Source organism: Paraburkholderia sp. JHI869 (assembly GCF_038900775.1).
Taxonomy (GTDB): domain Bacteria; phylum Pseudomonadota; class Gammaproteobacteria; order Burkholderiales; family Burkholderiaceae; genus Paraburkholderia.
Genome location: NZ_JAYMSC010000047.1, coordinates 15385 through 34750, shown reverse-complemented (window position 1 = coordinate 34750; position 19366 = coordinate 15385). Strand labels below are relative to the sequence as shown.

20 protein-coding genes are annotated in these 19366 nt (G+C 65.7%); 9 read left to right on the top strand and 11 right to left on the bottom strand.

What is annotated here, in order from left to right; genetic code table 11:
- Positions 1 to 26: 26 nt before the first annotated feature.
- Positions 27 to 1109 carry a glycosyltransferase family 9 protein gene (locus VSR72_RS40675; protein ID WP_342957831.1) on the bottom strand — a complete coding sequence of 361 codons (1083 nt, stop codon included), beginning with the start codon at positions 1107 to 1109 and terminating at the stop codon, positions 27 to 29.
- Between the two features lie 276 nt (positions 1110 to 1385).
- Here VSR72_RS40675 and VSR72_RS40670 point away from each other — a divergent pair, with 276 nt between their 5' ends.
- Both VSR72_RS40670 and VSR72_RS40665 read left to right on the top strand, forming a co-directional pair.
- On the top strand, positions 1386 to 2321 hold the full coding sequence (locus VSR72_RS40670; RefSeq protein WP_342957830.1) for a glycosyltransferase: 936 nt from the start codon (positions 1386 to 1388) through the stop codon (positions 2319 to 2321).
- 170 nt (positions 2322 to 2491) lie between these two features.
- Positions 2492 to 2809, top strand: a complete 318-nt coding sequence (locus tag VSR72_RS40665) for a DUF4148 domain-containing protein (protein ID WP_342957829.1) — start codon at positions 2492 to 2494, stop codon at positions 2807 to 2809.
- Positions 2810 to 2862: 53 nt separating this feature from the next.
- Here VSR72_RS40665 and mnmH read toward each other — a convergent pair whose 3' ends face one another.
- The 10 genes from mnmH to upp form a co-directional block, all read right to left on the bottom strand.
- Positions 2863 to 3963 (bottom strand): tRNA 2-selenouridine(34) synthase MnmH, encoded by a 1101-nt coding sequence (mnmH, locus tag VSR72_RS40660; RefSeq protein ID WP_342957828.1) that lies wholly within the window; start codon positions 3961 to 3963, stop codon positions 2863 to 2865.
- A gap of 36 nt (positions 3964 to 3999) precedes the next feature.
- The gene (gene rng, locus VSR72_RS40655) at positions 4000 to 5469 is read right to left on the bottom strand and encodes a ribonuclease G (RefSeq protein WP_342957827.1); all 1470 of its coding nucleotides are present in this window, start codon (positions 5467 to 5469) and stop codon (positions 4000 to 4002) included.
- Between the two features lie 8 nt (positions 5470 to 5477).
- Positions 5478 to 6101, bottom strand: a complete 624-nt coding sequence (locus VSR72_RS40650; RefSeq protein WP_342957826.1) for a Maf family protein — start codon at positions 6099 to 6101, stop codon at positions 5478 to 5480.
- A 96-nt stretch (positions 6102 to 6197) separates the two neighbouring features.
- Positions 6198 to 6668, bottom strand: a complete 471-nt coding sequence (gene rlmH, locus VSR72_RS40645; RefSeq protein ID WP_342957825.1) for a 23S rRNA (pseudouridine(1915)-N(3))-methyltransferase RlmH — start codon at positions 6666 to 6668, stop codon at positions 6198 to 6200.
- Positions 6669 to 6704: 36 nt separating this feature from the next.
- Positions 6705 to 7172: a ribosome silencing factor gene (gene rsfS / locus VSR72_RS40640; RefSeq protein ID WP_342957824.1), complete on the bottom strand. Its 468-nt coding sequence runs from the start codon at positions 7170 to 7172 to the stop codon at positions 6705 to 6707.
- A 2-nt stretch (positions 7173 to 7174) separates the two neighbouring features.
- A complete protein-coding gene (locus VSR72_RS40635; protein WP_342957823.1) occupies positions 7175 to 7891 on the bottom strand; it encodes a nicotinate-nucleotide adenylyltransferase in 717 nt (238 codons plus the stop codon).
- Positions 7892 to 7895: 4 nt separating this feature from the next.
- On the bottom strand, positions 7896 to 8831 hold the full coding sequence (gene hemF, locus VSR72_RS40630) for an oxygen-dependent coproporphyrinogen oxidase (RefSeq protein WP_342957822.1): 936 nt from the start codon (positions 8829 to 8831) through the stop codon (positions 7896 to 7898).
- Positions 8832 to 9130: 299 nt separating this feature from the next.
- The gene (gene purD, locus VSR72_RS40625; protein ID WP_342957821.1) at positions 9131 to 10405 is read right to left on the bottom strand and encodes a phosphoribosylamine--glycine ligase; all 1275 of its coding nucleotides are present in this window, start codon (positions 10403 to 10405) and stop codon (positions 9131 to 9133) included.
- Positions 10406 to 10519: 114 nt separating this feature from the next.
- A complete protein-coding gene (locus tag VSR72_RS40620) occupies positions 10520 to 11248 on the bottom strand; it encodes a YebC/PmpR family DNA-binding transcriptional regulator (RefSeq protein WP_342957820.1) in 729 nt (242 codons plus the stop codon).
- A gap of 358 nt (positions 11249 to 11606) precedes the next feature.
- A complete protein-coding gene (upp, locus tag VSR72_RS40615) occupies positions 11607 to 12257 on the bottom strand; it encodes a uracil phosphoribosyltransferase (protein ID WP_110856382.1) in 651 nt (216 codons plus the stop codon).
- A 394-nt stretch (positions 12258 to 12651) separates the two neighbouring features.
- Between upp and VSR72_RS40610 the strand changes: the two genes are divergently transcribed.
- The 7 genes from VSR72_RS40610 (at position 12652) to kdpB (ending at position 19347) form a co-directional block, all read left to right on the top strand.
- Positions 12652 to 13431, top strand: coding sequence for an SDR family oxidoreductase (locus VSR72_RS40610; RefSeq protein WP_342957819.1), 780 nt, complete (start codon positions 12652 to 12654; stop codon positions 13429 to 13431).
- Positions 13432 to 13510: 79 nt separating this feature from the next.
- Positions 13511 to 13900 (top strand): methylglyoxal synthase, encoded by a 390-nt coding sequence (locus VSR72_RS40605; RefSeq protein ID WP_342957818.1) that lies wholly within the window; start codon positions 13511 to 13513, stop codon positions 13898 to 13900.
- A gap of 58 nt (positions 13901 to 13958) precedes the next feature.
- On the top strand, positions 13959 to 14933 hold the full coding sequence (locus VSR72_RS40600) for a quinone oxidoreductase (RefSeq protein WP_342957817.1): 975 nt from the start codon (positions 13959 to 13961) through the stop codon (positions 14931 to 14933).
- 283 nt (positions 14934 to 15216) lie between these two features.
- Positions 15217 to 15339 (top strand): potassium ABC transporter ATPase, encoded by a 123-nt coding sequence (locus VSR72_RS40595; RefSeq protein ID WP_110386768.1) that lies wholly within the window; start codon positions 15217 to 15219, stop codon positions 15337 to 15339.
- Positions 15336 to 15428, top strand: coding sequence for a K(+)-transporting ATPase subunit F (gene kdpF / locus VSR72_RS40590; RefSeq protein WP_027819619.1), 93 nt, complete (start codon positions 15336 to 15338; stop codon positions 15426 to 15428). Before VSR72_RS40595 ends, kdpF begins: the two co-directional genes overlap by 4 nt.
- Positions 15425 to 17230, top strand: a complete 1806-nt coding sequence (gene kdpA / locus VSR72_RS40585; RefSeq protein ID WP_342957816.1) for a potassium-transporting ATPase subunit KdpA — start codon at positions 15425 to 15427, stop codon at positions 17228 to 17230. The genes kdpF and kdpA overlap by 4 nt, the downstream gene beginning before the upstream one ends.
- 32 nt (positions 17231 to 17262) lie before the next feature.
- A complete protein-coding gene (kdpB, locus tag VSR72_RS40580; protein ID WP_342957815.1) occupies positions 17263 to 19347 on the top strand; it encodes a potassium-transporting ATPase subunit KdpB in 2085 nt (694 codons plus the stop codon).
- The last annotated feature ends 19 nt before the right edge of the window (positions 19348 to 19366 follow it).

The window sequence follows — 19366 nt, the reverse complement described above, 5'->3', positions numbered from 1 at the left end:
GGCTCAGGCAGCTGCGTTAGGGGCGATCAGGCGGCCGCAGGCGCGGCCGCGGGGGCATGCGCCGCGAGTTGGCGCAGCACCGCGCCAACGACCTGCGCGGGGGCGATGGTGTCCACGGTGCCGCTGCCCCGCAGGCCGATGGATCGGCAGGCTTTGGTCAAGCGCAGGTAGGGCGGCTCCTCGCGCCTGAAGAGCGAGACGCTGGGCGTGCCGGTGGTATGGGCGACGTGCATCAGGCCGCCGTCCGCGCCGACGAACAGTTCGGCGTGCGCAACGATCTCGCGCGCCTGAAGGAACGCGAGCTTGCCGGTCAGCGAGCGGATGCGCACGTTGGCGGGCGCGCTCGCGCACAACCGATCCGCGATTTGCGTGCCATTGTCCGAGCCGAGCACGACGACTTCCTTCGCGGCGCTTGCGCTGTCGTACTTGCTCAGCAATTCGATGACTTCGGACCAGTGGTTGTAGGTCCGTTCTGGGTCCACGCCGCCCGCCGCGATCGCGATGAACGGACGCGCGGGCAAGAGGCCGCGCACCGAGTCGCGCGTGGCCGGCTTGCTGGCGAGATAAGGCTTGCTGATCGCGGCGAGCGTGTCGGCGTCGTGGCCGAGCGAGAACACGTCGTTGACGCTCGCAAAGCTGAAGCAGGTCTGATTGCGGTCGGGGCCGTTGAAGTGACGGAAGAGGCCCGCGTAGGGCAGCTTCGCGAAGTGCTCCGTCTTGATGCGAATCGAGGGCAGGTTGTACTCGGAGAGCAGGATCGCGTCGTAGCGGCTCGCGTCGACCTCGCGCGGGTCACCGTAGACCTTGCCGAACACGTCGTCTTCGTTGAAAAGCGGGACGAGCGACGGCAGGGCGAGCAAATCGATGCGCATGCCCAGACCCTTGAGCAGCGCGCGCCCGGCCATGTCCATCGTCGCGTCGCCGAAGTTGCGTTTGGCATAGACCCACAGGATTCGCTGCGAAGGGTCCAGATGCGCCTGTTCGAGGCGCAACTGACCATGCGCCTTCAGAAGAAGCTGCTTGTGCAGGTATTTCTTCGCGATCTTGAGGCGGCTGGTGCTGCGAAGAAACGCCTCCGGCTCGTAAGGCACGCCCGGATAGGGGATCATGCAGGACCGGGAAACGGCGCGCTCGAGCCACTTTGCTGGCGAAACCCACGAAGTGTTTGAGTTGGTCTGCTGAAACACGGGTCTGGCTATGATTCAAAATAACCTCTTATTATCACATGAAAGCTGGCCCGTGCGCCGCGCGAAGAATTGGGGTCGGTGATATCGGCGGGCACTCCGCGATGCGAACTTCTGCGGCAAGTTCGGGTGGGGGAATGTATGCGTACAATATTGCGGTTCTCGACCTATCAAATCTGACCCTTTCTAGGGCAAACCTTCATGTTCAGTATCCTGATCCCGACCTGGAATAACCTGCCGTACCTCAAGATGTGCGTCGACAGCATCCGGCGACACTCTGCGTTCGAGCACGAAATTCTTGTGCACGTCAACGACGGCAGCGACGGTACGCTCGACTGGGTCCGCGAACAGGGCATCCGCCATACGTGGAGCAAGGGGAACGTAGGCGTGTGCCTCGCCGTGAACGACGTGGCGCGCCTCGCCTCGACCGAGTGGATCCTGTTCATGAACGACGACATGTTCTGCACGCCCGGTTGGGATTCGGCCTTCGTCGACGCATTGCGCAAAATCGGCGGCGCGCCTGCGTATCTCGCCTCGCAGATCATCGAGCCGACCGACACCGGCAACGGCCTCGTGACGGTCGCGCACTTCGGCACCGGTCCAGCGGACTTCAACGAGGCGGGGCTGCTCGAATTCGCCGCGAAGATGAATACGGCCGACCGCAACGGCATCGCGCTGCAGCCGACGCTCGTGAGCCGCGAGCTCTGGCTGCGCGTGGGCGGCTACAGCATCGAGTTCGGGCCGGGCATGAGCAGCGACGACGACTTCCTGATGAAGCTCTGGCTGGTCGGCTGCCGCACGTTCCGCTCGGTTGGCGCGAGCCGGATCTACCATTTCGGCACCCGTACGACGGGACGCATCCGCCGCAATCGCGGCGGCCGCGAATTCCTCATGAAGTGGGGCGTGACGCAGCGCGATTTCAAGTACAACTACATGGCCCGCACGGCCGACGCCGCGCCGGGCACGCTTCCCAACGTGCCGCGGCCCAACTTCATGAGCCGTCTCAAGCGGGTGATGTACGCGTTCGGCCTTTACCCGACTGAAGATCTCGAAGCGTGGGAGCCCGATCTGCCCGCACAGCTTCAGCACACGGCTTCGGTGACGCAAAGCGCCACGCCGCGCCAGTCATCGCGCTAACGCCGGCCGCGCCCTGCGGCGACCGATCGCGCAGACTTTGCCTCGAATTGGAACAGTGCCTTAGGTTTCTAGGGGTTAACCCTTGGAAGCCATGAGCATACGATGCGTACATCGGTCGCATGCACATACCGTCGCACGTCGACCGCCGAAACCAATTGGAGGTCGTAACCATGAAGTCCCTGATCCAGGCCGTTGCCGTCGCCGCCGCTCTTGCCGCTGCCGCTCTTCCCACCGCGTCGTTCGCGCAGTCGCACTCGACCATCACCCGCGCCCAGGTGCGCGCCGAACTCGTGCAGCTTCAGCAAGTGGGCTACCGCGTTGGCGATGGCGACAACGCCCATTATCCCGAAGCGATCCAGGCCGCTCAGGCGAAGGTCGCCGCATTGAATGGCGCAAACAGCGGCTACGGCGGCGTGGCGAACGCCTCGCAATCGGGCGGCCGCGCCACGGTTTCGCCTGAAGACTGGAACGCGATGTACTCGCGCTAAGCCATCGCGGCGTGCGTGTTTTTTTTTGAAGTGCGCGAAGGGAAGGGGATACGTCAGACAGCGCGAGGCGCTTCGGCTTCGTTGCCCGCCGGTTCTGCGGCGTACGACGTTTCCTCGAGCTGCGCGAGCAGCGTGCGGGCTTGCACGAGCGTGTCGCTCTTCATCGGCTGGAACGCGAAGTGCAGCGACTTTTCAAGCTTCGCGAAGTTGCGCCGCGTGCTGCGCGTGTAGGCGGGATCGTAGTGCTGCTCGACGAGCATCGAGTAAAGCTCCGCCCTTCGATCCTCGTCGAGCAGCTTGCACCACGATTCGATACGCTCGCGCCCGTGCAGCGGCGTGAGCTTGTTCAGTTGCTCGCGGAAATACTCGCGCTCGCTGAACAAATGTCCGTACTCCTCGAGCAGCAAGTCGATCCGTTCCTCGCGCGCCACATCGAGTACGACGCAAGGCGCGGCGTGCAGACGTTCCACGAGCGCGGGCGGCAGCGTAATGACGCCGATGCGCCGGCTCTCCGCCTCGACGAACACGGGGCGTGCGGCGTCGAAGGCGCTCAGCGTTTGTACTAGCGCGGTATCGAACGACTTCTGCGACGGCTGCGCTCGCGTGGGCAGCGCGCCCAGCAGCGAGCCTCGATGCGCGGCGAGACCCTCGAGGTCGAGCATCTGCGCGCCAGCGCTGCCGAGCGCCTTCAGGAGGCGCGTCTTGCCGCTGCCGGTCGGCCCGGCCAGCACGATATAGCGAAACGCTTCGGGCAACGTACCAAGCGCCTCAACGACCGTATGCCGGTACGCCTTGTAGCCACCATCGAGCTGACGCGCGCGCCAGCCGATCATGTTGAACCACGCCGTCATCGAGCCGGAGCGCTTGCCGCCGCGCCAGCAGTAGATGAGCGGACGCCAGTTGCTCGGACGATCGGCGAACAGCGTGTCCAGATGCATGGCGATGTTGCGCGCCACCATGGCCGCGCCCACGCGCGTCGCCTCGAAGGGCGATTCCTTGTACATCGTTCCGACGATCACGCGCTCCTCATTGCTGAGCACGGGCGCGTTGATCGCGCCGGGAACGTGGTCCTCGGCGAATTCGAGCGGCGTGCGAACGTCGACGATCTCGTCGAATTCGCCGATCTGTTCAATGGTGACGCGCTGGTGATTCAACTGCGATGCTCCGGTGATGCCTGCAACGGCGTCGCGCTACATCAGCACGATGTCGTACTGTTCCTGACTCAAATTCGATTCCACCTGCAACGAAACCGGCTTGCCGATGAAGTCGATCAACATCGCGAGATGCTGCGACTCTTCCTCGAGAAAGAGGTCGACGACCTGCTGTGAAGCAACCACGCGAAACTCGCGCGGATTGAACTGCCGCGACTCGCGCAAGATTTCACGCAGCACGTCATAGCAAACGGTGCGCGCGGTCTTCACCTGCCCCTTGCCGAGGCAAGTCGGGCACGGCTCGCACAGCACGTGCGCGAGCGACTCGCGCGTGCGCTTGCGCGTCATCTCCACGAGCCCAAGCTGCGAGAAGCCGTTCACGGTCACGCGCGTGCGATCGCGCGAAAGCGCCTTCTTCAGTTCGCCGAGCACCTGGTCGCGATGCTCGACGTTCTCCATGTCGATGAAGTCGATGATGATCACGCCGCCCAGATTGCGCAGACGCAATTGCCGCGCGATCGTATGCGCCGCTTCGAGATTCGTCTTGAAGATCGTGTCGTCGAAGTTGCGCGCGCCGACATAGCCGCCCGTGTTCACGTCGATGGTCGTCATCGCCTCGGTCTGGTCGATCACGAGGTAGCCGCCCGACTTGAGGTCCACGCGGCGCGAGAGCGCGCGCTGGATTTCGGCCTCGATGTTGTAGAGGTCGAAGAGCGGCCGCTCGCCCGAGTAATGATGCAGCTTCGGCAGCACGGCGGGCGTGAATTCGCCGGCGAACTCGGTGAGCTTCTGGAACGTTTCGCGCGAATCGACCTGAATGCGCGAGGTCTCGTCGTTCACGAAGTCGCGCAGCACGCGCTGCGAGAGATTCAGGTCTTGATAGAGCAGGCTCGTGGCGGGCACGCGCTGCGCCTGAGCGAGTATCGTCGCCCACGTTTTGCGCAGATACGCGACGTCCGCCGCGAGTTCTTCGCTCGTCGCGTCTTCGGCGATCGTGCGCACGATATAGCCGCCTTTTTCATCGGCGGGCAGCACGGCCGTGAGGCGCGCGCGCACCGCTTCGCGCTCGGCCTCGCTCTCGATCTTCTGCGAGATGCCGATGTGCGGTTCCTGCGGCAAATAGACCAGCGTGCGCCCCGCAATGCTCACCTGGGTGGAAAGCCGCGCGCCCTTCGTGCCGATCGGATCCTTCACGACCTGCACCATGAGCGATTGCCCTTCGAACACGGTCTTTTCAATGGGCTGATGATGCACGCTCGCATGCGCTTCGCCGGCAATGCGCGGGTGCCAGATATCGGCCACATGAAGGAACGCGGCGCGCTCGAGGCCGATGTCGATGAACGCGGACTGCATGCCCGGCAGCACACGCACGACCTTGCCGAGATAGACGTTGCCGACGCGCCCGCGCGACAGCGTGCGCTCGACGTGAAGCTCCTGTACTGCGCCTTGCTGGACCAATGCGACGCGCGTCTCCTGGGGCGTGACGTTGATCAGGATTTCTTCGTTCATGATTTGTTCTAGAAGTCGATGCCCGCGGCGCGCAGGAGGGCGGCCGTTTCGAATAGTGGCAAACCCATGATACCCGAATAGGACCCGTCGATTCGCTCGACGAATTCCGCCGCGCGGCCCTGAATGCCATATGCGCCGGCCTTGCCGAACGGCTCGCCGCTCGCCACGTAACGCGCGATTGCGGCGGGCAGCGCGGGCGCGAAGCGCACGTGCGAACGCGAGACCGCGACGGGAAGACACACCCCTTCGGCGTTGACCACGGCTACCGCCGTGAGCACCTCGTGCTCGCGGCCCGCGAGGCGTTCGAGCATCGCATAGGCTTCGGCGGCGTCATGCGGCTTGCCGAGAATATGGCCGTCGATGGAGACCGTGGTGTCGGCGGTGAGAATCGGCGCATGCTTGTGCGCGCCCGCGACGAGGCGCGCGCGGGCGGCGTCGGCCTTCGCGGCGCACACGCGCTCGACGTAGACGGCGGCTTGCTCGCCGGGCAGCGCGGTTTCGAGCGCTTCGGCGTCTTCGTCGGGGCGCGGCAGCAGCAGCTCGAAGCGCACGCCGAGCTGTTGCAGCAGCTCCTGGCGGCGCGGGCTTTGCGAGGCGAGATAGACGAACGGATAGGTCGCGTTGGTGGGCATCGGAGCGTCTTTGTCGTTACGGACTTCGGGTTGACGTGTGCGCTTGCCAGCAAAGCGCAGGCGCACGCGCTTTGCACCTGCCGCTTCACACCTGCATCACACGCGATGATAGGGGTGATTCTGCGTGATGGTCCAGGCGCGGTAAAGCTGCTCGGCCAGCAGCACGCGCACCATCGCATGCGGCAGCGTGAGCGACGAGAGGCGCAGGAGCGTGTCGGCGCGCGACTTCAGCTCGGGGTCGAGGCCGTCCGCGCCGCCGATCAGGAACGCGACGTCGCGGCCCTCCTGCTGCCAGAGCGGCAATGCCTTGGCGAGCTGCATCGTGGTCCAGTCCTTGCCGCGTTCGTCGAGCGCGACAATGCGCGCGTTCTTCGGCAGCGCGGCTTCGATGCGCGTGCGCTCGGCCGCCATCACGCTTTCCGCGGAGCGGCCCGACGAACGCTGCTCGGGCTTCACCTCGCGCAGCTCGATGCGCAGCTCCGGCGGCATGCGCTTCGTATATTCCTCGAAGCCCTCGGCGATCCAGTCCGGCATCTTGTGGCCGACGGCGACGATATGCAGTTTCATCGTGCTAAGCGACTGCGATTCGTGAGCGCGCCGCGCTTACTTCGCGGTCTTGCGAGCCGCGGCCTTGCGCGCGGGCTTCTTCACGGCCGGTGCGATTTCCTCGTCTTCGTCCTCGTCGTCCATCGGCTCGCTCGGGCGCGCGCCCACGAAGCCCGTGGTGGCGGCGAGCTTCACGCGCACCGGCTTGTCGCCCCAGATTTCCTCGAGGTTGTAGTACTGGCGCAGCGCGGGCTGGAGGATGTGGACGACCGCGTCGCCGCAATCCACGAGCACCCATTCGCCGATGTCCTCGCCTTCCGTGCTGACGATGTCGCCGCCGGCTTCCTTGACCTTCTCGCGCACGCTGTTGGCGAGCGCCTTGGTCTGGCGGTTCGAGGTGCCGCTCGCGACGACCACGCGGTCGAACAGCTCGGTCAGATGGCTCGTGTTGAAGACGCGGATGTCTTGTGCCTTGACGTCTTCGAGACCGTCGACGATAGCGCGTTGAAGTTTGCGGATGTCCATAGTTACCCGTGATGCAGATAGAGATGATGTTGAAGGATATAGTCCCACACGGCTGCGGGAAGCTTGTCGGCGGCTGTGCCGCGACGTTGCCCGCTCGCCACGCAGGCCGGCAGGTCGCGCCGGATTTCGGTCGCCGAAACGTCGAGTGCGAGCGTTTCGTCGACCAGCAAATGGCCGTGCGGCGTTGCCGCAAGCGTCGTGGCGTTCGCGCGGCGCGAAGTGACTTCGCGCGCGACCTCGGGCGGCAGCGCCGTGAAGTCGAAACCGGGGCGGCTCGCCACGCCCAGATGCGCGAGCGCGAACAGTTCGCGCCATTCGTGCCACGAATCGAGGTGCAGCAGTTGATCGGCGCCCATTAGCAGCGTGAGCGCCGCTTGCGCATTGCTCTCGCTCCTCGCGCGCCAGCGGCGCAACGTTTCGACCGTGTAGGTCGGTCCGTTGTGCTCGATTTCGTCGGCGTCCACCGTCACCGTCACGCCCGGCAGCGCGAGCGAGCCGGCGGCGGCGCGCGTCATCGCGAGCCGATGCTGCGCCGCGGTCACGCCCGGTTTCTGCCACGGTTGCCCGGCGGGCAGCAGGATCAGCTCGTTCAGGCCCAGCACGCGCGCGAAATGGCGCGCGAGCGCGAGGTGGCCCTCGTGGATCGGATCGAACGTGCCGCCGAGCAGCCCGACGCGCCGCTCGAGCGCGTTGGGCGGGACGGTGAAAGCTTGCTTCACGGCGTCAGACCCAGTCGCGCACGGGCAGGAAATCGCTGTAAAGGCGCGCTTCCGGCGTGCCGGGCTGCGGCTGCCAGTCGTAGCGCCAGGTCGCGCCCGGCGGCATCGACATGAGGATCGATTCCGTGCGGCCACCGCTTTGCAGGCCGAAATGCGTGCCGCGGTCCCAGACCAGATTGAATTCGACGTAGCGCCCGCGCCGGTACGCCTGGAATTCGCGCTCGGCCTCGCCGTAGGGCGTGACGCGCCGCTTTTCGATGATCGGCAGATACGCCTTCAGGAAGCCGTCGCCAACGCTGCGCAGCATGGCGAACGCTTCGTCGAAGCCGCCCGTGGCGTAGTCGTCGAAGAAAATGCCGCCCACACCGCGTGCTTCGTTGCGGTGCTTCAGGAAGAAGTAGTCGTCGCACCAGCGCTTGAAGCGCGGGTACAGGTCCGCGCCATAGGGCGCGAGCGCGTCGCGGCACACGCGGTGAAAGTGCTGCGCGTCTTCCTCGAAGCCGTAGTAGGGCGTGAGGTCCATGCCGCCGCCGAACCAGAACACCGGTGCCTCGCCCGCCTTGGTGGCGAGCAGCATGCGCACGTTCATGTGCACGGTCGGGCAGTACGGATTGCGCGGGTGCAGCACGAGCGACACCCCCATCGCCTCGAAGCCGCGCCCGTTGAGTTCCGGGCGCGCGGCCGTCGCCGACGGCGGCAGGGCGTCGCCGGACACGTCGGAAAAGCCGATGCCCCCACGCTCGAAGAACTCGCCGCCTTCGATGATGCGCGTGCAACCGCCGCCGCGCAGCTTCTCGCCGGGCCCGCGCTGCCAGTTGTCGGTGGCGAACGGCTTGCCATCGAAGGCGCCTAGCGTGTCGGCGATCTGCGTCTGCAGGCTGGCCAGCCACGTGCGAACGGCGGCGCTGTCGGGGGAGACGCTGTTAGGGGTTTCGGTCATCGATGAAATGGGGACGCCAGCGCGTTGGCGCTGGAATCGGGTTATTCGTCGGGTTATTCGGGCACGCCGCCCGGCGGCATGACAGCGGCAGTGTAGCGCCGATTGGCGCGGCGCCCGGCGCCAATGGCGGCCGCGCGGGCTGGCTCGCGATGGACCGCTTTGCGGCGCGTGTACGCGGCCAGGCGAAAAAACCGTGGTCGCGCCGTTGCGCGGCGGTTACGGCGTGCAGCCAGGCGGCTGCACATGGCCGCTTCCTTTGGGGTCGCATCAATACTGGCGGCCCCAGGTAAGCGCTGCACTTACTGCTTGCGCCCCGCGGCGCGATAGCCGATGTCGTTGCGATACTGCATGCCGTCGAACGAGATGCGGTTCACGGTTTCGTACGCCACGTTTTGCGCACTGCGCACCGAATCGGCCAGACCAACCACGCACAGCACGCGGCCGCCCGAGGTCACGAGCTTGCCGTCGATCATCTGCGTACCCGCGTGGAACGTGACCGAATCGGCGGTCTCGGCGGGAATGTCGCTGATGCGGTCGCCCTTGCGCGGCGTTTCCGGATAATTGTGCGCGGCGAGCACGACGCCCAGCGCCGTGCGGCGGTCCCATTCGAGCTCGACCTGGTTCAGCGTGCCGGCAATGGCGTGCTCCACGACCTTCGAGAAGTCGCCCTTCAGGCGCGCCATGATCGGCTGCGTTTCCGGGTCGCCCATGCGGCAGTTGAATTCGAGCGTCTTCGGGTTGCCTTGCGCGTCGATCATCAGACCGGCGTAGAGGAAGCCCGTATAGCGGATGCCTTCCTTCTCCATGCCCGCCACCGTCGGCAGGATGATTTCGCGCATCACGCGCGCGTGCAACTGCGGCGTGACGATGGGCGCGGGCGAGTAGGCGCCCATGCCGCCCGTGTTCGGGCCCTGGTCGCCGTCCTGCAGGCGCTTGTGGTCCTGGCTCGAAGCAAGCGCGAGCACGTGCTTGCCGTCCACCATGACGATGAAGCTCGCTTCCTCGCCCGCGAGGAACTCTTCGATCACCACGCGCGCGCCGGCGTCGCCGAGCTTGTTGTCGGCGAGCATCATGTCGATGGCCTGATGCGCTTCTTCCAGCGACATCGCCACGACCACGCCCTTGCCGGCAGCGAGGCCGTCGGCCTTGATGACGATGGGCGCGCCGTTCTTCTCGACGTAGGCGTGCGCGGCCGTGGCGTCGGAGAAGGTCTCGTACGCCGCGGTCGGGATGTTGTGGCGCTTCATGAACGCCTTGGCGAAGTCCTTCGAGCTTTCGAGCTGCGCGGCTTCCTTCGACGGGCCGAACACCTTCAGGCCGCGCTGGCGGAACACGTTGACGATGCCCGCGGCGAGCGGCGCTTCCGGGCCGACCACGGTGAGGGCGACGCCTTCGCGCTCGGCGAAATCGGCGAGCTCGTGGATGTCCGTGATGTCGACGTTGGCGAGCCGCTCGTCCTGCGCGGTGCCGCCGTTACCGGGTGCGACGTAGACGAGCTGCACGCGCGGCGCCTGCGCGAGCTTCCACGCCAGCGCATGTTCGCGGCCGCCAGAACCGACGACGAGTAACTTCATGAGAATCCCCGAAAGACCAAGACCAGAAACAGTTGCGGCCGGCGCACAGTGCGCCGGCCGTGAAAATCGCATTCGGGAAGCGGGGCCAAAGCACGGCCTCCCGGCGCCGACGCCTTATTCGTCGGCGATCGACGCGTTGGTGTACACGTCCTGGACGTCGTCCAGGTTTTCGAGGGCGTCGAGCAGCTTTTGCATTTTCACGGCGTCGTCGCCCGTGAATTCGACCTCGTTCTGCGGCTTCATGGTGACTTCGGCCATTTCCGCCTTGAAGCCTGCGGCTTCGAGCGCCGTCTTCACCTTCGTGAAGTCGAACGGCGGGCAGACCACTTCGATCGAGCCGTCCTCGTTCGTCACGACGTCGTCGGCACCCGCTTCGAGCGCGGCGTTCATGAGTTCGTCTTCGGGCGTGCCCGGCGCGAACACGAACTGGCCGACGTGATCGAACATGAACGCAACCGAGCCGTCCGTGCCCATGTTGCCGCCGAACTTCGAGAACGCGTGGCGCACTTCCGCGACGGTGCGGGTGCGGTTGTCGGTCATCGTGTCGACGATGACGGCCGCGCCGCCGATGCCGTAGCCTTCGTAGCGGATTTCCTCGTAGTTCGCGCCATCGACGCCGCCCACGCCGCGCTGGATGGCGCGGTTGATGTTGTCCTTGGGCATGTTGGCGTCATACGCCTTGTCCACAGCCAGACGCAGGCGCGGGTTCGTATCGGCATCGCCGCCGCCCATGCGCGCCGCGACCTGGATTTCCTTGATGAGCCGCGTCCAGACCTTGCCGCGCTTCGCGTCAGCAGCAGCCTTCTTGTGCTTGATGTTGGCCCATTTCGAATGACCCGCCATACCTTTCTCCGTCTCACGCGCCATGCGCGTGCAGTGTGCAATGTGCTGTTGTCGTGCGATGTTCCCGGGCGGCCTTCGTGCGTCGTTCGCGCGGCGCGCGTCACTTGCGCGACCTCGCGCGTAATGCCTGTGCGGCACCATGTGCCGGCAGGACGGGACGCAGCGCCCGGTCAGGTGGATCTGAATTTTATCACGGCGGGACCGTCCGGCTTCGCCTGCCTACGCGACGAAACGCCGGGAATTGCTGCTTGCACCGGCTGGAGAGGGGGCGGGATCGCGTGTGCGCCGGGGACGGCCGGGAAGGTGGGGCAGGCGGCCGGTGCTCCCGGCCGCTCATCCGCCGCAGATGGCGCGGGATTTAGTTCTTCGTGCCGAAGAGCCGGTCGCCGGCGTCGCCGAGACCCGGAATGATGTAGGCGTGCTCGTTCAGGTGCGAGTCGAGCGAAGCCACGTAGAGCTTCACGTCCGGGTGCGCCTTCTGGAACACGTCCACGCCTTCGGGCGCAGCCACCAGCGCGAGGAACAGGATGCGCTCGCCGGGCACGCCGCGGCGCTTGAGCACGTCGATGGCGTGCGCCGCCGAATAGCCCGTCGCGACCATCGGATCGCACAGGATGAAGGTGCGGTCCTCGAGGTCGGGCAGGCGCACGAGATATTCGACCGGCCGATGGTCGTCGGCGCGGTACACGCCGATATGGCCCACGCGCGCCGAGGGCACCAGCTCCAGCAGGCCGTCGGACATGCCCACGCCGGCGCGCAGCACCGGCACGATGGCGAGTTTCTTGCCCGCGATCACGGGCGCGTCGACTTCGACGAGCGGCGTTTGCACGCGGCGCGATGCGACCGGCAGGTCGCGCGTGATTTCATAGCCCATCAGCAGCGTGATCTCGCGCAGCAGTTCGCGGAACGTGCGCGTGGACGTGTCCTTGTCGCGCATATGCGTGAGCTTGTGCTGGATCAGCGGGTGATCGAGGATGAAGAGATTCGGGAAACGGCTGTCCTGTTTCATGGCGGGGCGCACAAGGCTGCAAGGGAATCGGGAAATCGGTCGTGCCGCTGCCGCGCGAGTCCGAAGCGGCGTGCCCGGATTGTGCGGTTGCGGCGAGCACGGCCCGCCGCGCGCGGCAAGCGCTCATGGCTTGCGAAGGCGCCGGGCCGCGCTACAGCCGCAAGTATACGGTAAGCACGCGCGCACCGGCGCGCGCATGGCGCGTGGCGGTGCGCGCCGGCGCCTTGTGGCGCCACTTCGCGGACCGCTGCCTGGCCTCGTCGCCACTGGCCTTCCACGCGCTTCGTCCGATTCTTCTAGAATCCCAAAAAGGTCGCAGGGCGGCGCGGCGCAAGGCTTGGCCGCGTCCGCCCTGTCACAGGACGGTCATCCACGCAAAAAGGACACGAAAACGATGGACATGGGCATCGCAGGACGCACCGCGCTGGTGTGCGCGGCCAGCAAGGGACTCGGGCGCGGCTGCGCCGAGGCGCTCGCCGCCGAAGGCGTCAACGTGACGATCGTCGCGCGCACCGCGCAGACGCTGGAGGAAACCGCCGCGCATATCCGCAAGACGACGGGCGTGGACGTCAAGGCCGTGGCCTGCGACATCACGACCGAAGCGGGCCGTGCCGCCGCGCTCGCCGCGTGTCCCTCGCCGGACATCCTCGTGAACAATGCGGGCGGGCCGCCGCCGGGCGATTTCCGCAAGTACACGCACGAGGCGTGGATCGCGGCCCTCGAAGCGAACATGCTCACGCCGATCGCGCTGATCCAGTCCACCATCGACGACATGATCGCGCGCGGCTTCGGGCGCATCGTCAACATCACGAGTTCTTCGGTGAAGGCGCCGATCGACGTGCTCGGCCTCTCGAACGGCGCTCGCTCGGGCCTCACGGGCTTCGTCGCGGGCGTGGCGCGCCAGGTCGCCTCGACGGGCGTCACGATCAACAGCCTGCTGCCGGGCGCGTTCGATACCGACCGCATCCAGGCCACCATCGTCGCGCAGGCGAAGGCGAGCAGCATTTCGGAAGAGGAAGCGCGCGCACGCCGCGTGAAGGCGATTCCGGCCGGACGTTTCGGTACGTCCGAGGAATTCGGCCGCGCCTGCGCGTTCCTGTGCAGCGTGCACGCCGGCTATATCACCGGGCAGAACTGGCTGATCGACGGCGGGGCTTATCCGGGCACTTATTGAGTAACAGTCAGCCGCGGCGCCCCGGGCGCCGCACCGCGACAACCACGCACGCAAACCACACATCAAGGAGACTTACGCCATGCCAACCCAGGTCGCACTGATCGCGCACGACCACAAGAAGGAAGACATCGTCAAACTGGCGAGCGAGTACGTCGAGACGCTGCGTCACTGCGAGATCATCGCGACCGGCACGACCGGCTCGCGCATCGAGGCGGCGACGGGCCTGAACGTCGAGCGCATGCTGTCGGGCCCGCACGGCGGCGACCTGCAGATCGGCGCGCGACTTGCAGAAGGCAACATCGACATTGTGATCTTCCTGCGCGACCCGATGACCCCGCAGCCGCACGAACCCGACATCAACGCGCTCGTGCGCGCGTGCGACGTGCACGATGTGCCGTGCGCGACGAACATCTCGACGGCGCGCATGCTCCTCGACGTGCTCACGCTGCGCCAGAAGGACGCGGTCTGAAGCGCGCGGGCGGTGCGCGCCTCGTAGCCCGAATTCAGCACAACACCAAGGAGACGTGATGACCAAGGCAATCCGTTACGACAAGACTGGCGGCCCCGAAGTGATGAAGTGGGTGGACGTCGACGTGAGCGAGCCGGGCGAGGGCGAGGTGCGTTTGCGCCAGAGCGCGTGCGGCCTCAATTACATCGACGTGTACTTCCGCACCGGGCTTTATCCGCAGCCGCTGCCCGCCGGGCTCGGCATGGAGGCAGCCGGCGAAGTGACGGCCGTGGGCAAGGGCGTAAGCGCGCTAAAGGTGGGCGACCGCGTGGCGTATGTCGGTCGGCCGCCGGGCGCGTATGCGCAGGAGCGCGTGCTGCGCGCCGAACAGTTGATCAAGCTGCCCGACGCGATCAGCGACGAAGCGGCAGCTTCGCTCATGCTGCAGGGCCTCACGGCGCAATACCTGCTGCGCCGCACGTATCGCGTGAAGGCTGGCGACACCATCCTCATCCAGGCGGCGGCGGGCGGCGTGGGTCTGCTCGTGTGCCAGTGGGCGAAGGCGCTGGGCGCGACCGTGATCGGCACCGTGGGCTCGGACGAGAAAGCCGCGATTGCGAAGGCACACGGCTGCGATCATCCGATCGTCTACACGCGCGAGGATTTCACCGCGCGCGTGCGCGAGATCACGAATGGCGCGGGCGTGCCCGTGGTGTACGACTCGATCGGCAAGGACACCTACACGAAATCGCTCGACTGTCTCGCGCCGCTCGGTATGTTCGTGAGCTTCGGCAATGCTTCGGGGCCGCTGCCGCCGATCGATTCGTCGGAGTTCGCGGGACGCGGTTCGCTTTTCTTCACGCGCCCGACGCTCTTCAGCTATATCGCGAAGCGCGCCGACTACGAAGCGATGGCGGCCGAACTGTTCGACGTGGTGGCTTCGGGCAAGGTCAAGACGTCGATCAATCAGCGCTATGCGCTCAAGGACGTTGGCCAGGCGCACGCCGACCTCGAATCGCGCAAGACCACGGGTTCGACGGTTCTGCTGCCTTAGGTCGAATCAGCGCGGATGAGTTGATGAACCGCCGCGCCGCAGGCGGTGTGCCATCGACACCGGTGTATTGATTCGAGCTTTACCCTACGTCGCCACGGCGTACACCAAGGCGCGCAACGCTCATGTTGCGCGCCTTTTTTCTTTTCCGCTCCTTTCGTTGCGCAGCATGGCGCGTCAGCGCGTTTACACGTTTTTTATACGCGCGCCAAAACCTTTGATCCGGATTTAATGCCTTAGCGGGTAACTTTCAGCCATCCGTCATCCGCGAATGGAGAACACGACAATGGATGTGCTGTACATCGGGGGGCTGGTGGTTTTCGCCGCGCTCACATACGCGTTGATCGCGGGCTGCGAGAAGTTGATGCAGTACCGCCGCGATCAAGGTGCGAATGGGGTGCGCCCATGACCTGGATCTTCTGGCTATCGGGGGCGGCAACGCTGTTGCTGTTCGTTTATCTCGTCCATGCGCTCTTGCGCGCGGAGGATATCGAATGAACACCAACAATCTGCTCCAGACGGGGATTTTCCTCGTCATCCTGCTCGCGCTCGCGGTGCCTGTCTCGGGCTACATCACGCGCGTGCTCGACGGGCGCTCGCGCGTCGTGCGGCTCTTTGCACCGCTCGAGAACTTGCTCTATCGCTTCGCCGGCGTCGATCCGCAGGCCGAGATGAACTGGAAGCGCTATGCGCTCGCCACCATTTCATTCAACGTGCTCGGCGTGGGCTTTCTGTATGTGCTGCTGCGCATCCAGGGCTGGCTGCCTGGCAACCCGCAGCAGTTCGGCCCGATGACGGTGGACGGCGCGTTCAACACGGCCGTGAGCTTCGTCACCAACACCAACTGGCAGGACTACACGCCCGAGCAAACGGTGAGCTATCTCACGCAGATGCTCGGCCTCACCGTGCAGAACTTCCTTTCGGCGGCGACGGGCATCGTCGTTGTGATCGCGCTGATCCGCGGCTTTGCACGCCACTCGGTGCAAACCATCGGCAACTTCTGGGTCGACCTCACGCGCACGACGCTCTACATCCTCGTGCCGATGTCGGCGATCATCGCCGCGCTCCTGATGAGCCAGGGCATGATCCAGAACTTCAAGGCGTATCAGGACGTGCCCGTGCTGCAAACCACGACCTACGCCGCGCCGAAGCTCGACGCCCAGGGCAACCCCGTGAAGGACGCGAAGGGTAATCCTGAAACGGTCGACACGAAGGTCACGTCGCAAACGCTCGCCATGGGCCCGGTCGCCTCGCAGGTCGCAATCAAGATGCTCGGCACCAACGGCGGCGGCTTCTTCAATGCGAACTCGGCGCATCCGTACGAGAACCCGACGCCGGTCTCGAACGTCATCGAAATGTTGTCGATCCTGATCATTCCGGCGTCGCTGTGTCTCGTGTTCGGCAATATGGTGGGCGACCGCAGGCAGGGCGTGGCCGTCCTCGCGGTGATGACGGTTGCGTTCGTCGTGGCGGTGGGCTGCGTGCTCTCCGCCGAGCAGTCGGGCAATCCGATGTTCACGACGCTCAACGTCGACCAGCACGCGAGCGCGCTGCAAGCCGGCGGCAACATGGAAGGCAAGGAAACGCGCTTTGGCATCGCGCAAACGGGCATCTTCGTCGTCGCCACCACGGCGGCTTCGTGCGGCGCCGTGAACGCGGCGCACGACTCGCTCACGCCGCTCGGCGGCCTCGTCCCGATGCTCTTCATCCAGCTCGGCGAGGTGATCTTCGGCGGTGTCGGTTCGGGTCTCTACGGCATGCTCGTGTTCGCACTGCTCGCGGTGTTCGTGGCGGGTCTCATGATCGGCCGCACGCCGGAATATGTGGGCAAGAAGATCGAGTCGTTCGAGATGAAGATGGTGTCGATCGTCGTGCTGCTCACGCCGTTGCTCGTGCTGCTCGGCACCTCGATCGCGGTGCTTTCCGACGCGGGCAAGGCCGGGATATTCAATCCGGGCGCGCATGGCTTCTCCGAGGTCCTGTATGCGTTCAGCTCGGCCGCCAACAACAACGGCAGCGCGTTCGCCGGCCTCACCGTGAGCACGCCGTTCTATAACTGGCTGCTCGCCATCGCCATGTGGTTCGGCCGCTTCGGCACGATCATTCCGGTGCTGGCCATCGCGGGTTCGCTCGCCAGCAAGAAGCGCATTGCAGTGACGGGCGGCACGCTGCCCACGCACGGCCCGCTCTTCGTCGTGCTGCTGCTCGGCACGGTGCTGCTGGTCGGCGCGCTCACCTATGTGCCCGCGCTTGCGCTCGGTCCCGGCGTCGAGCATCTGATCATGATGGGCGTGCATTGAACGGGGGCCTTCGCAACATGAGCGAAACGAAAATGAATCAGCATAGTGCAACTCGGTCCATGTTCGATCCGGCGCTGGTGCGCCCGGCCATCGTGGACTCGTTCCGAAAACTCAAACCGCGCACGCAGTTGCGCAACCCCGTGATGTTCTGCGTCTACGTGGGCAGCGTGCTCACGACGATCCTCTGGATCGCGGCGCTCATGGGCCAGGCCGAAGCGCCCGCGGGTTTCATCCTCGCGGTCGCGCTGTGGCTGTGGTTCACGGTGCTGTTCGCGAACTTCGCGGAAGCCCTCGCGGAAGGGCGCTCGAAGGCGCAGGCGGCGTCGCTTCGGCAGGCCAAGAAAGACGTCATGGCCAAGAAGCTCAACGAGCCGCATCCGAAGGCGCCGATCCGCATCATGACTGCGTCCGACCTGCGCCGCGGCGACGTGGTGCTGGTCGAAACCGGCGACACGATTCCGGCGGACGGCGAAGTGATCGAAGGCGTGGCGTCGGTGGACGAATCGGCCATTACGGGCGAATCGGCGCCGGTGATCCGCGAGTCGGGCGGCGACTTTTCGTCGGTGACGGGCGGCACGCGCGTGCTCTCCGACTGGATCGTCGTGCGCGTCACGGCGAACCCGGGCGAAGCGTTCCTCGACCGCATGATCGCGATGGTCGAAGGCGCGAAGCGCCAAAAGACGCCGAATGAAATCGCGCTCACGATCCTGCTCGTCGCGCTGAGCATCGTGCTGCTGATGGCCACCGCCACGCTGCTGCCGTTCTCGATGTTCTCGGTCGAAGCCGCGAAGATGGGCCACGTGGTCACGATCACGGCGCTCGTGGCGCTGCTCGTCTGCCTGATTCCGACGACCATCGGCGGTCTGCTTTCGGCGATTGGCGTGGCCGGCATGAGCCGCATGATGCAGGCCAACGTGATCGCGACCTCGGGCCGCGCGGTGGAAGCCGCTGGCGACGTGGACGTGCTGCTGCTCGACAAGACCGGCACGATCACGCTCGGCAACCGTCAGGCGTCGACGTTCCTGCCCGCGCCCGGCGTGACCGAAGAAGTGCTGGCGGACGCCGCGCAACTCTCGTCGCTCTCCGACGAAACGCCGGAAGGCCGCAGCATCGTCGTGCTCGCGAAGCAGCGCTTCAACATTCGCCAGCGCGATATGCACTCGCTGCACGCCGTGTTCCTCGCCTTCAGCGCGCAAACGCGCATGAGCGGCGTGGACATGCCGGGCCGCGAGATCCGCAAGGGCGCCGCGGACGCCGTGAAGCACTACGTCGAAACGCACGGCGGCCGTTTTCCCGGCGAAGTCGATAACGCCGTGGACGACGTGGCCCGCCGTGGCAGCACGCCGCTCGTGGTGGCCGAAATGCATGACGGCACCGCACGTGTGCTCGGCGTGATCGAGCTGAAGGACGTGGTGAAGGGCGGCATCAAGGAGCGCTTTGCCGAGCTTCGCAAGATGGGCATCAAGACCGTGATGGTGACGGGCGACAACCGCCTGACCGCCGCCGCGATCGCCGCCGAAGCCGGTGTGGACGACTTCCTCGCGCAAGCCACGCCCGAAACCAAGCTCGCGACGATCCGCGAACACCAGGCGCAAGGCAAGCTCGTGGCGATGACGGGCGACGGTACCAACGACGCCCCGGCGCTCGCGCAGGCCGACGTTGCCGTGGCGATGAACACGGGTACGCAGGCCGCGAAGGAAGCGGGCAACATGGTCGACCTCGATTCGAACCCGACCAAGCTCATCGAGATCGTCGAGATCGGCAAGCAGATGCTCATGACGCGCGGCTCGCTCACGACGTTCTCGATCGCCAACGACGTGGCGAAGTACTTCGCGATCATTCCAGCGGCGTTCGCTTCGACGTATCCGCAACTGCGCGTGCTCGACGTCATGCATCTGACTTCGCCGTCGTCGGCCATCCTCTCGGCGGTGATCTTCAACGCGCTCATCATCGTGATGCTGATTCCGCTCGCGCTCAAGGGTGTGAAGTACCGGCCGCTCGGCGCCGCGACGCTGCTGCGCCGCAATCTGCTGATCTACGGCCTCGGCGGCATTTTGCTGCCGTTCCCGTGCATCAAGCTGATCGACATGGTGCTCGCCGCGTTCGGCTGGGTCTGAGCCGTACGGACAGACACGG

Bases quoted from the DNA above. Each gene is read 5' to 3' on its own strand.
- VSR72_RS40670 (WP_342957830.1), top strand. From the start codon at position 1,386: ATGTTCAGTATCCTGATCCCGACCTGGAATAACCTGCCGTACCTCAAG.
- VSR72_RS40675 (WP_342957831.1), bottom strand. From the start codon at position 1,109: ATGATCCCCTATCCGGGCGTGCCTTACGAGCCGGAGGCGTTTCTTCGC.
- VSR72_RS40665 (WP_342957829.1), top strand. From the start codon at position 2,492: ATGAAGTCCCTGATCCAGGCCGTTGCCGTCGCCGCCGCTCTTGCCGCT.
- purD (WP_342957821.1), bottom strand. From the start codon at position 10,405: ATGAAGTTACTCGTCGTCGGTTCTGGCGGCCGCGAACATGCGCTGGCG.
- VSR72_RS40610 (WP_342957819.1), top strand. From the start codon at position 12,652: ATGGACATGGGCATCGCAGGACGCACCGCGCTGGTGTGCGCGGCCAGC.
- VSR72_RS40595 (WP_110386768.1), top strand. From the start codon at position 15,217: ATGGATGTGCTGTACATCGGGGGGCTGGTGGTTTTCGCCGCGCTCACA.
- upp (WP_110856382.1), bottom strand. From the start codon at position 12,257: ATGAAACAGGACAGCCGTTTCCCGAATCTCTTCATCCTCGATCACCCG.
- VSR72_RS40600 (WP_342957817.1), top strand. From the start codon at position 13,959: ATGACCAAGGCAATCCGTTACGACAAGACTGGCGGCCCCGAAGTGATG.
- VSR72_RS40605 (WP_342957818.1), top strand. From the start codon at position 13,511: ATGCCAACCCAGGTCGCACTGATCGCGCACGACCACAAGAAGGAAGAC.
- rng (WP_342957827.1), bottom strand. From the start codon at position 5,469: ATGAACGAAGAAATCCTGATCAACGTCACGCCCCAGGAGACGCGCGTC.
- kdpF (WP_027819619.1), top strand. From the start codon at position 15,336: ATGACCTGGATCTTCTGGCTATCGGGGGCGGCAACGCTGTTGCTGTTC.
- kdpB (WP_342957815.1), top strand. From the start codon at position 17,263: ATGAATCAGCATAGTGCAACTCGGTCCATGTTCGATCCGGCGCTGGTG.
- rlmH (WP_342957825.1), bottom strand. From the start codon at position 6,668: ATGAAACTGCATATCGTCGCCGTCGGCCACAAGATGCCGGACTGGATC.
- hemF (WP_342957822.1), bottom strand. From the start codon at position 8,831: ATGACCGAAACCCCTAACAGCGTCTCCCCCGACAGCGCCGCCGTTCGC.
- VSR72_RS40650 (WP_342957826.1), bottom strand. From the start codon at position 6,101: ATGCCCACCAACGCGACCTATCCGTTCGTCTATCTCGCCTCGCAAAGC.
- VSR72_RS40620 (WP_342957820.1), bottom strand. From the start codon at position 11,248: ATGGCGGGTCATTCGAAATGGGCCAACATCAAGCACAAGAAGGCTGCT.
- kdpA (WP_342957816.1), top strand. From the start codon at position 15,425: ATGAACACCAACAATCTGCTCCAGACGGGGATTTTCCTCGTCATCCTG.
- rsfS (WP_342957824.1), bottom strand. From the start codon at position 7,172: ATGGACATCCGCAAACTTCAACGCGCTATCGTCGACGGTCTCGAAGAC.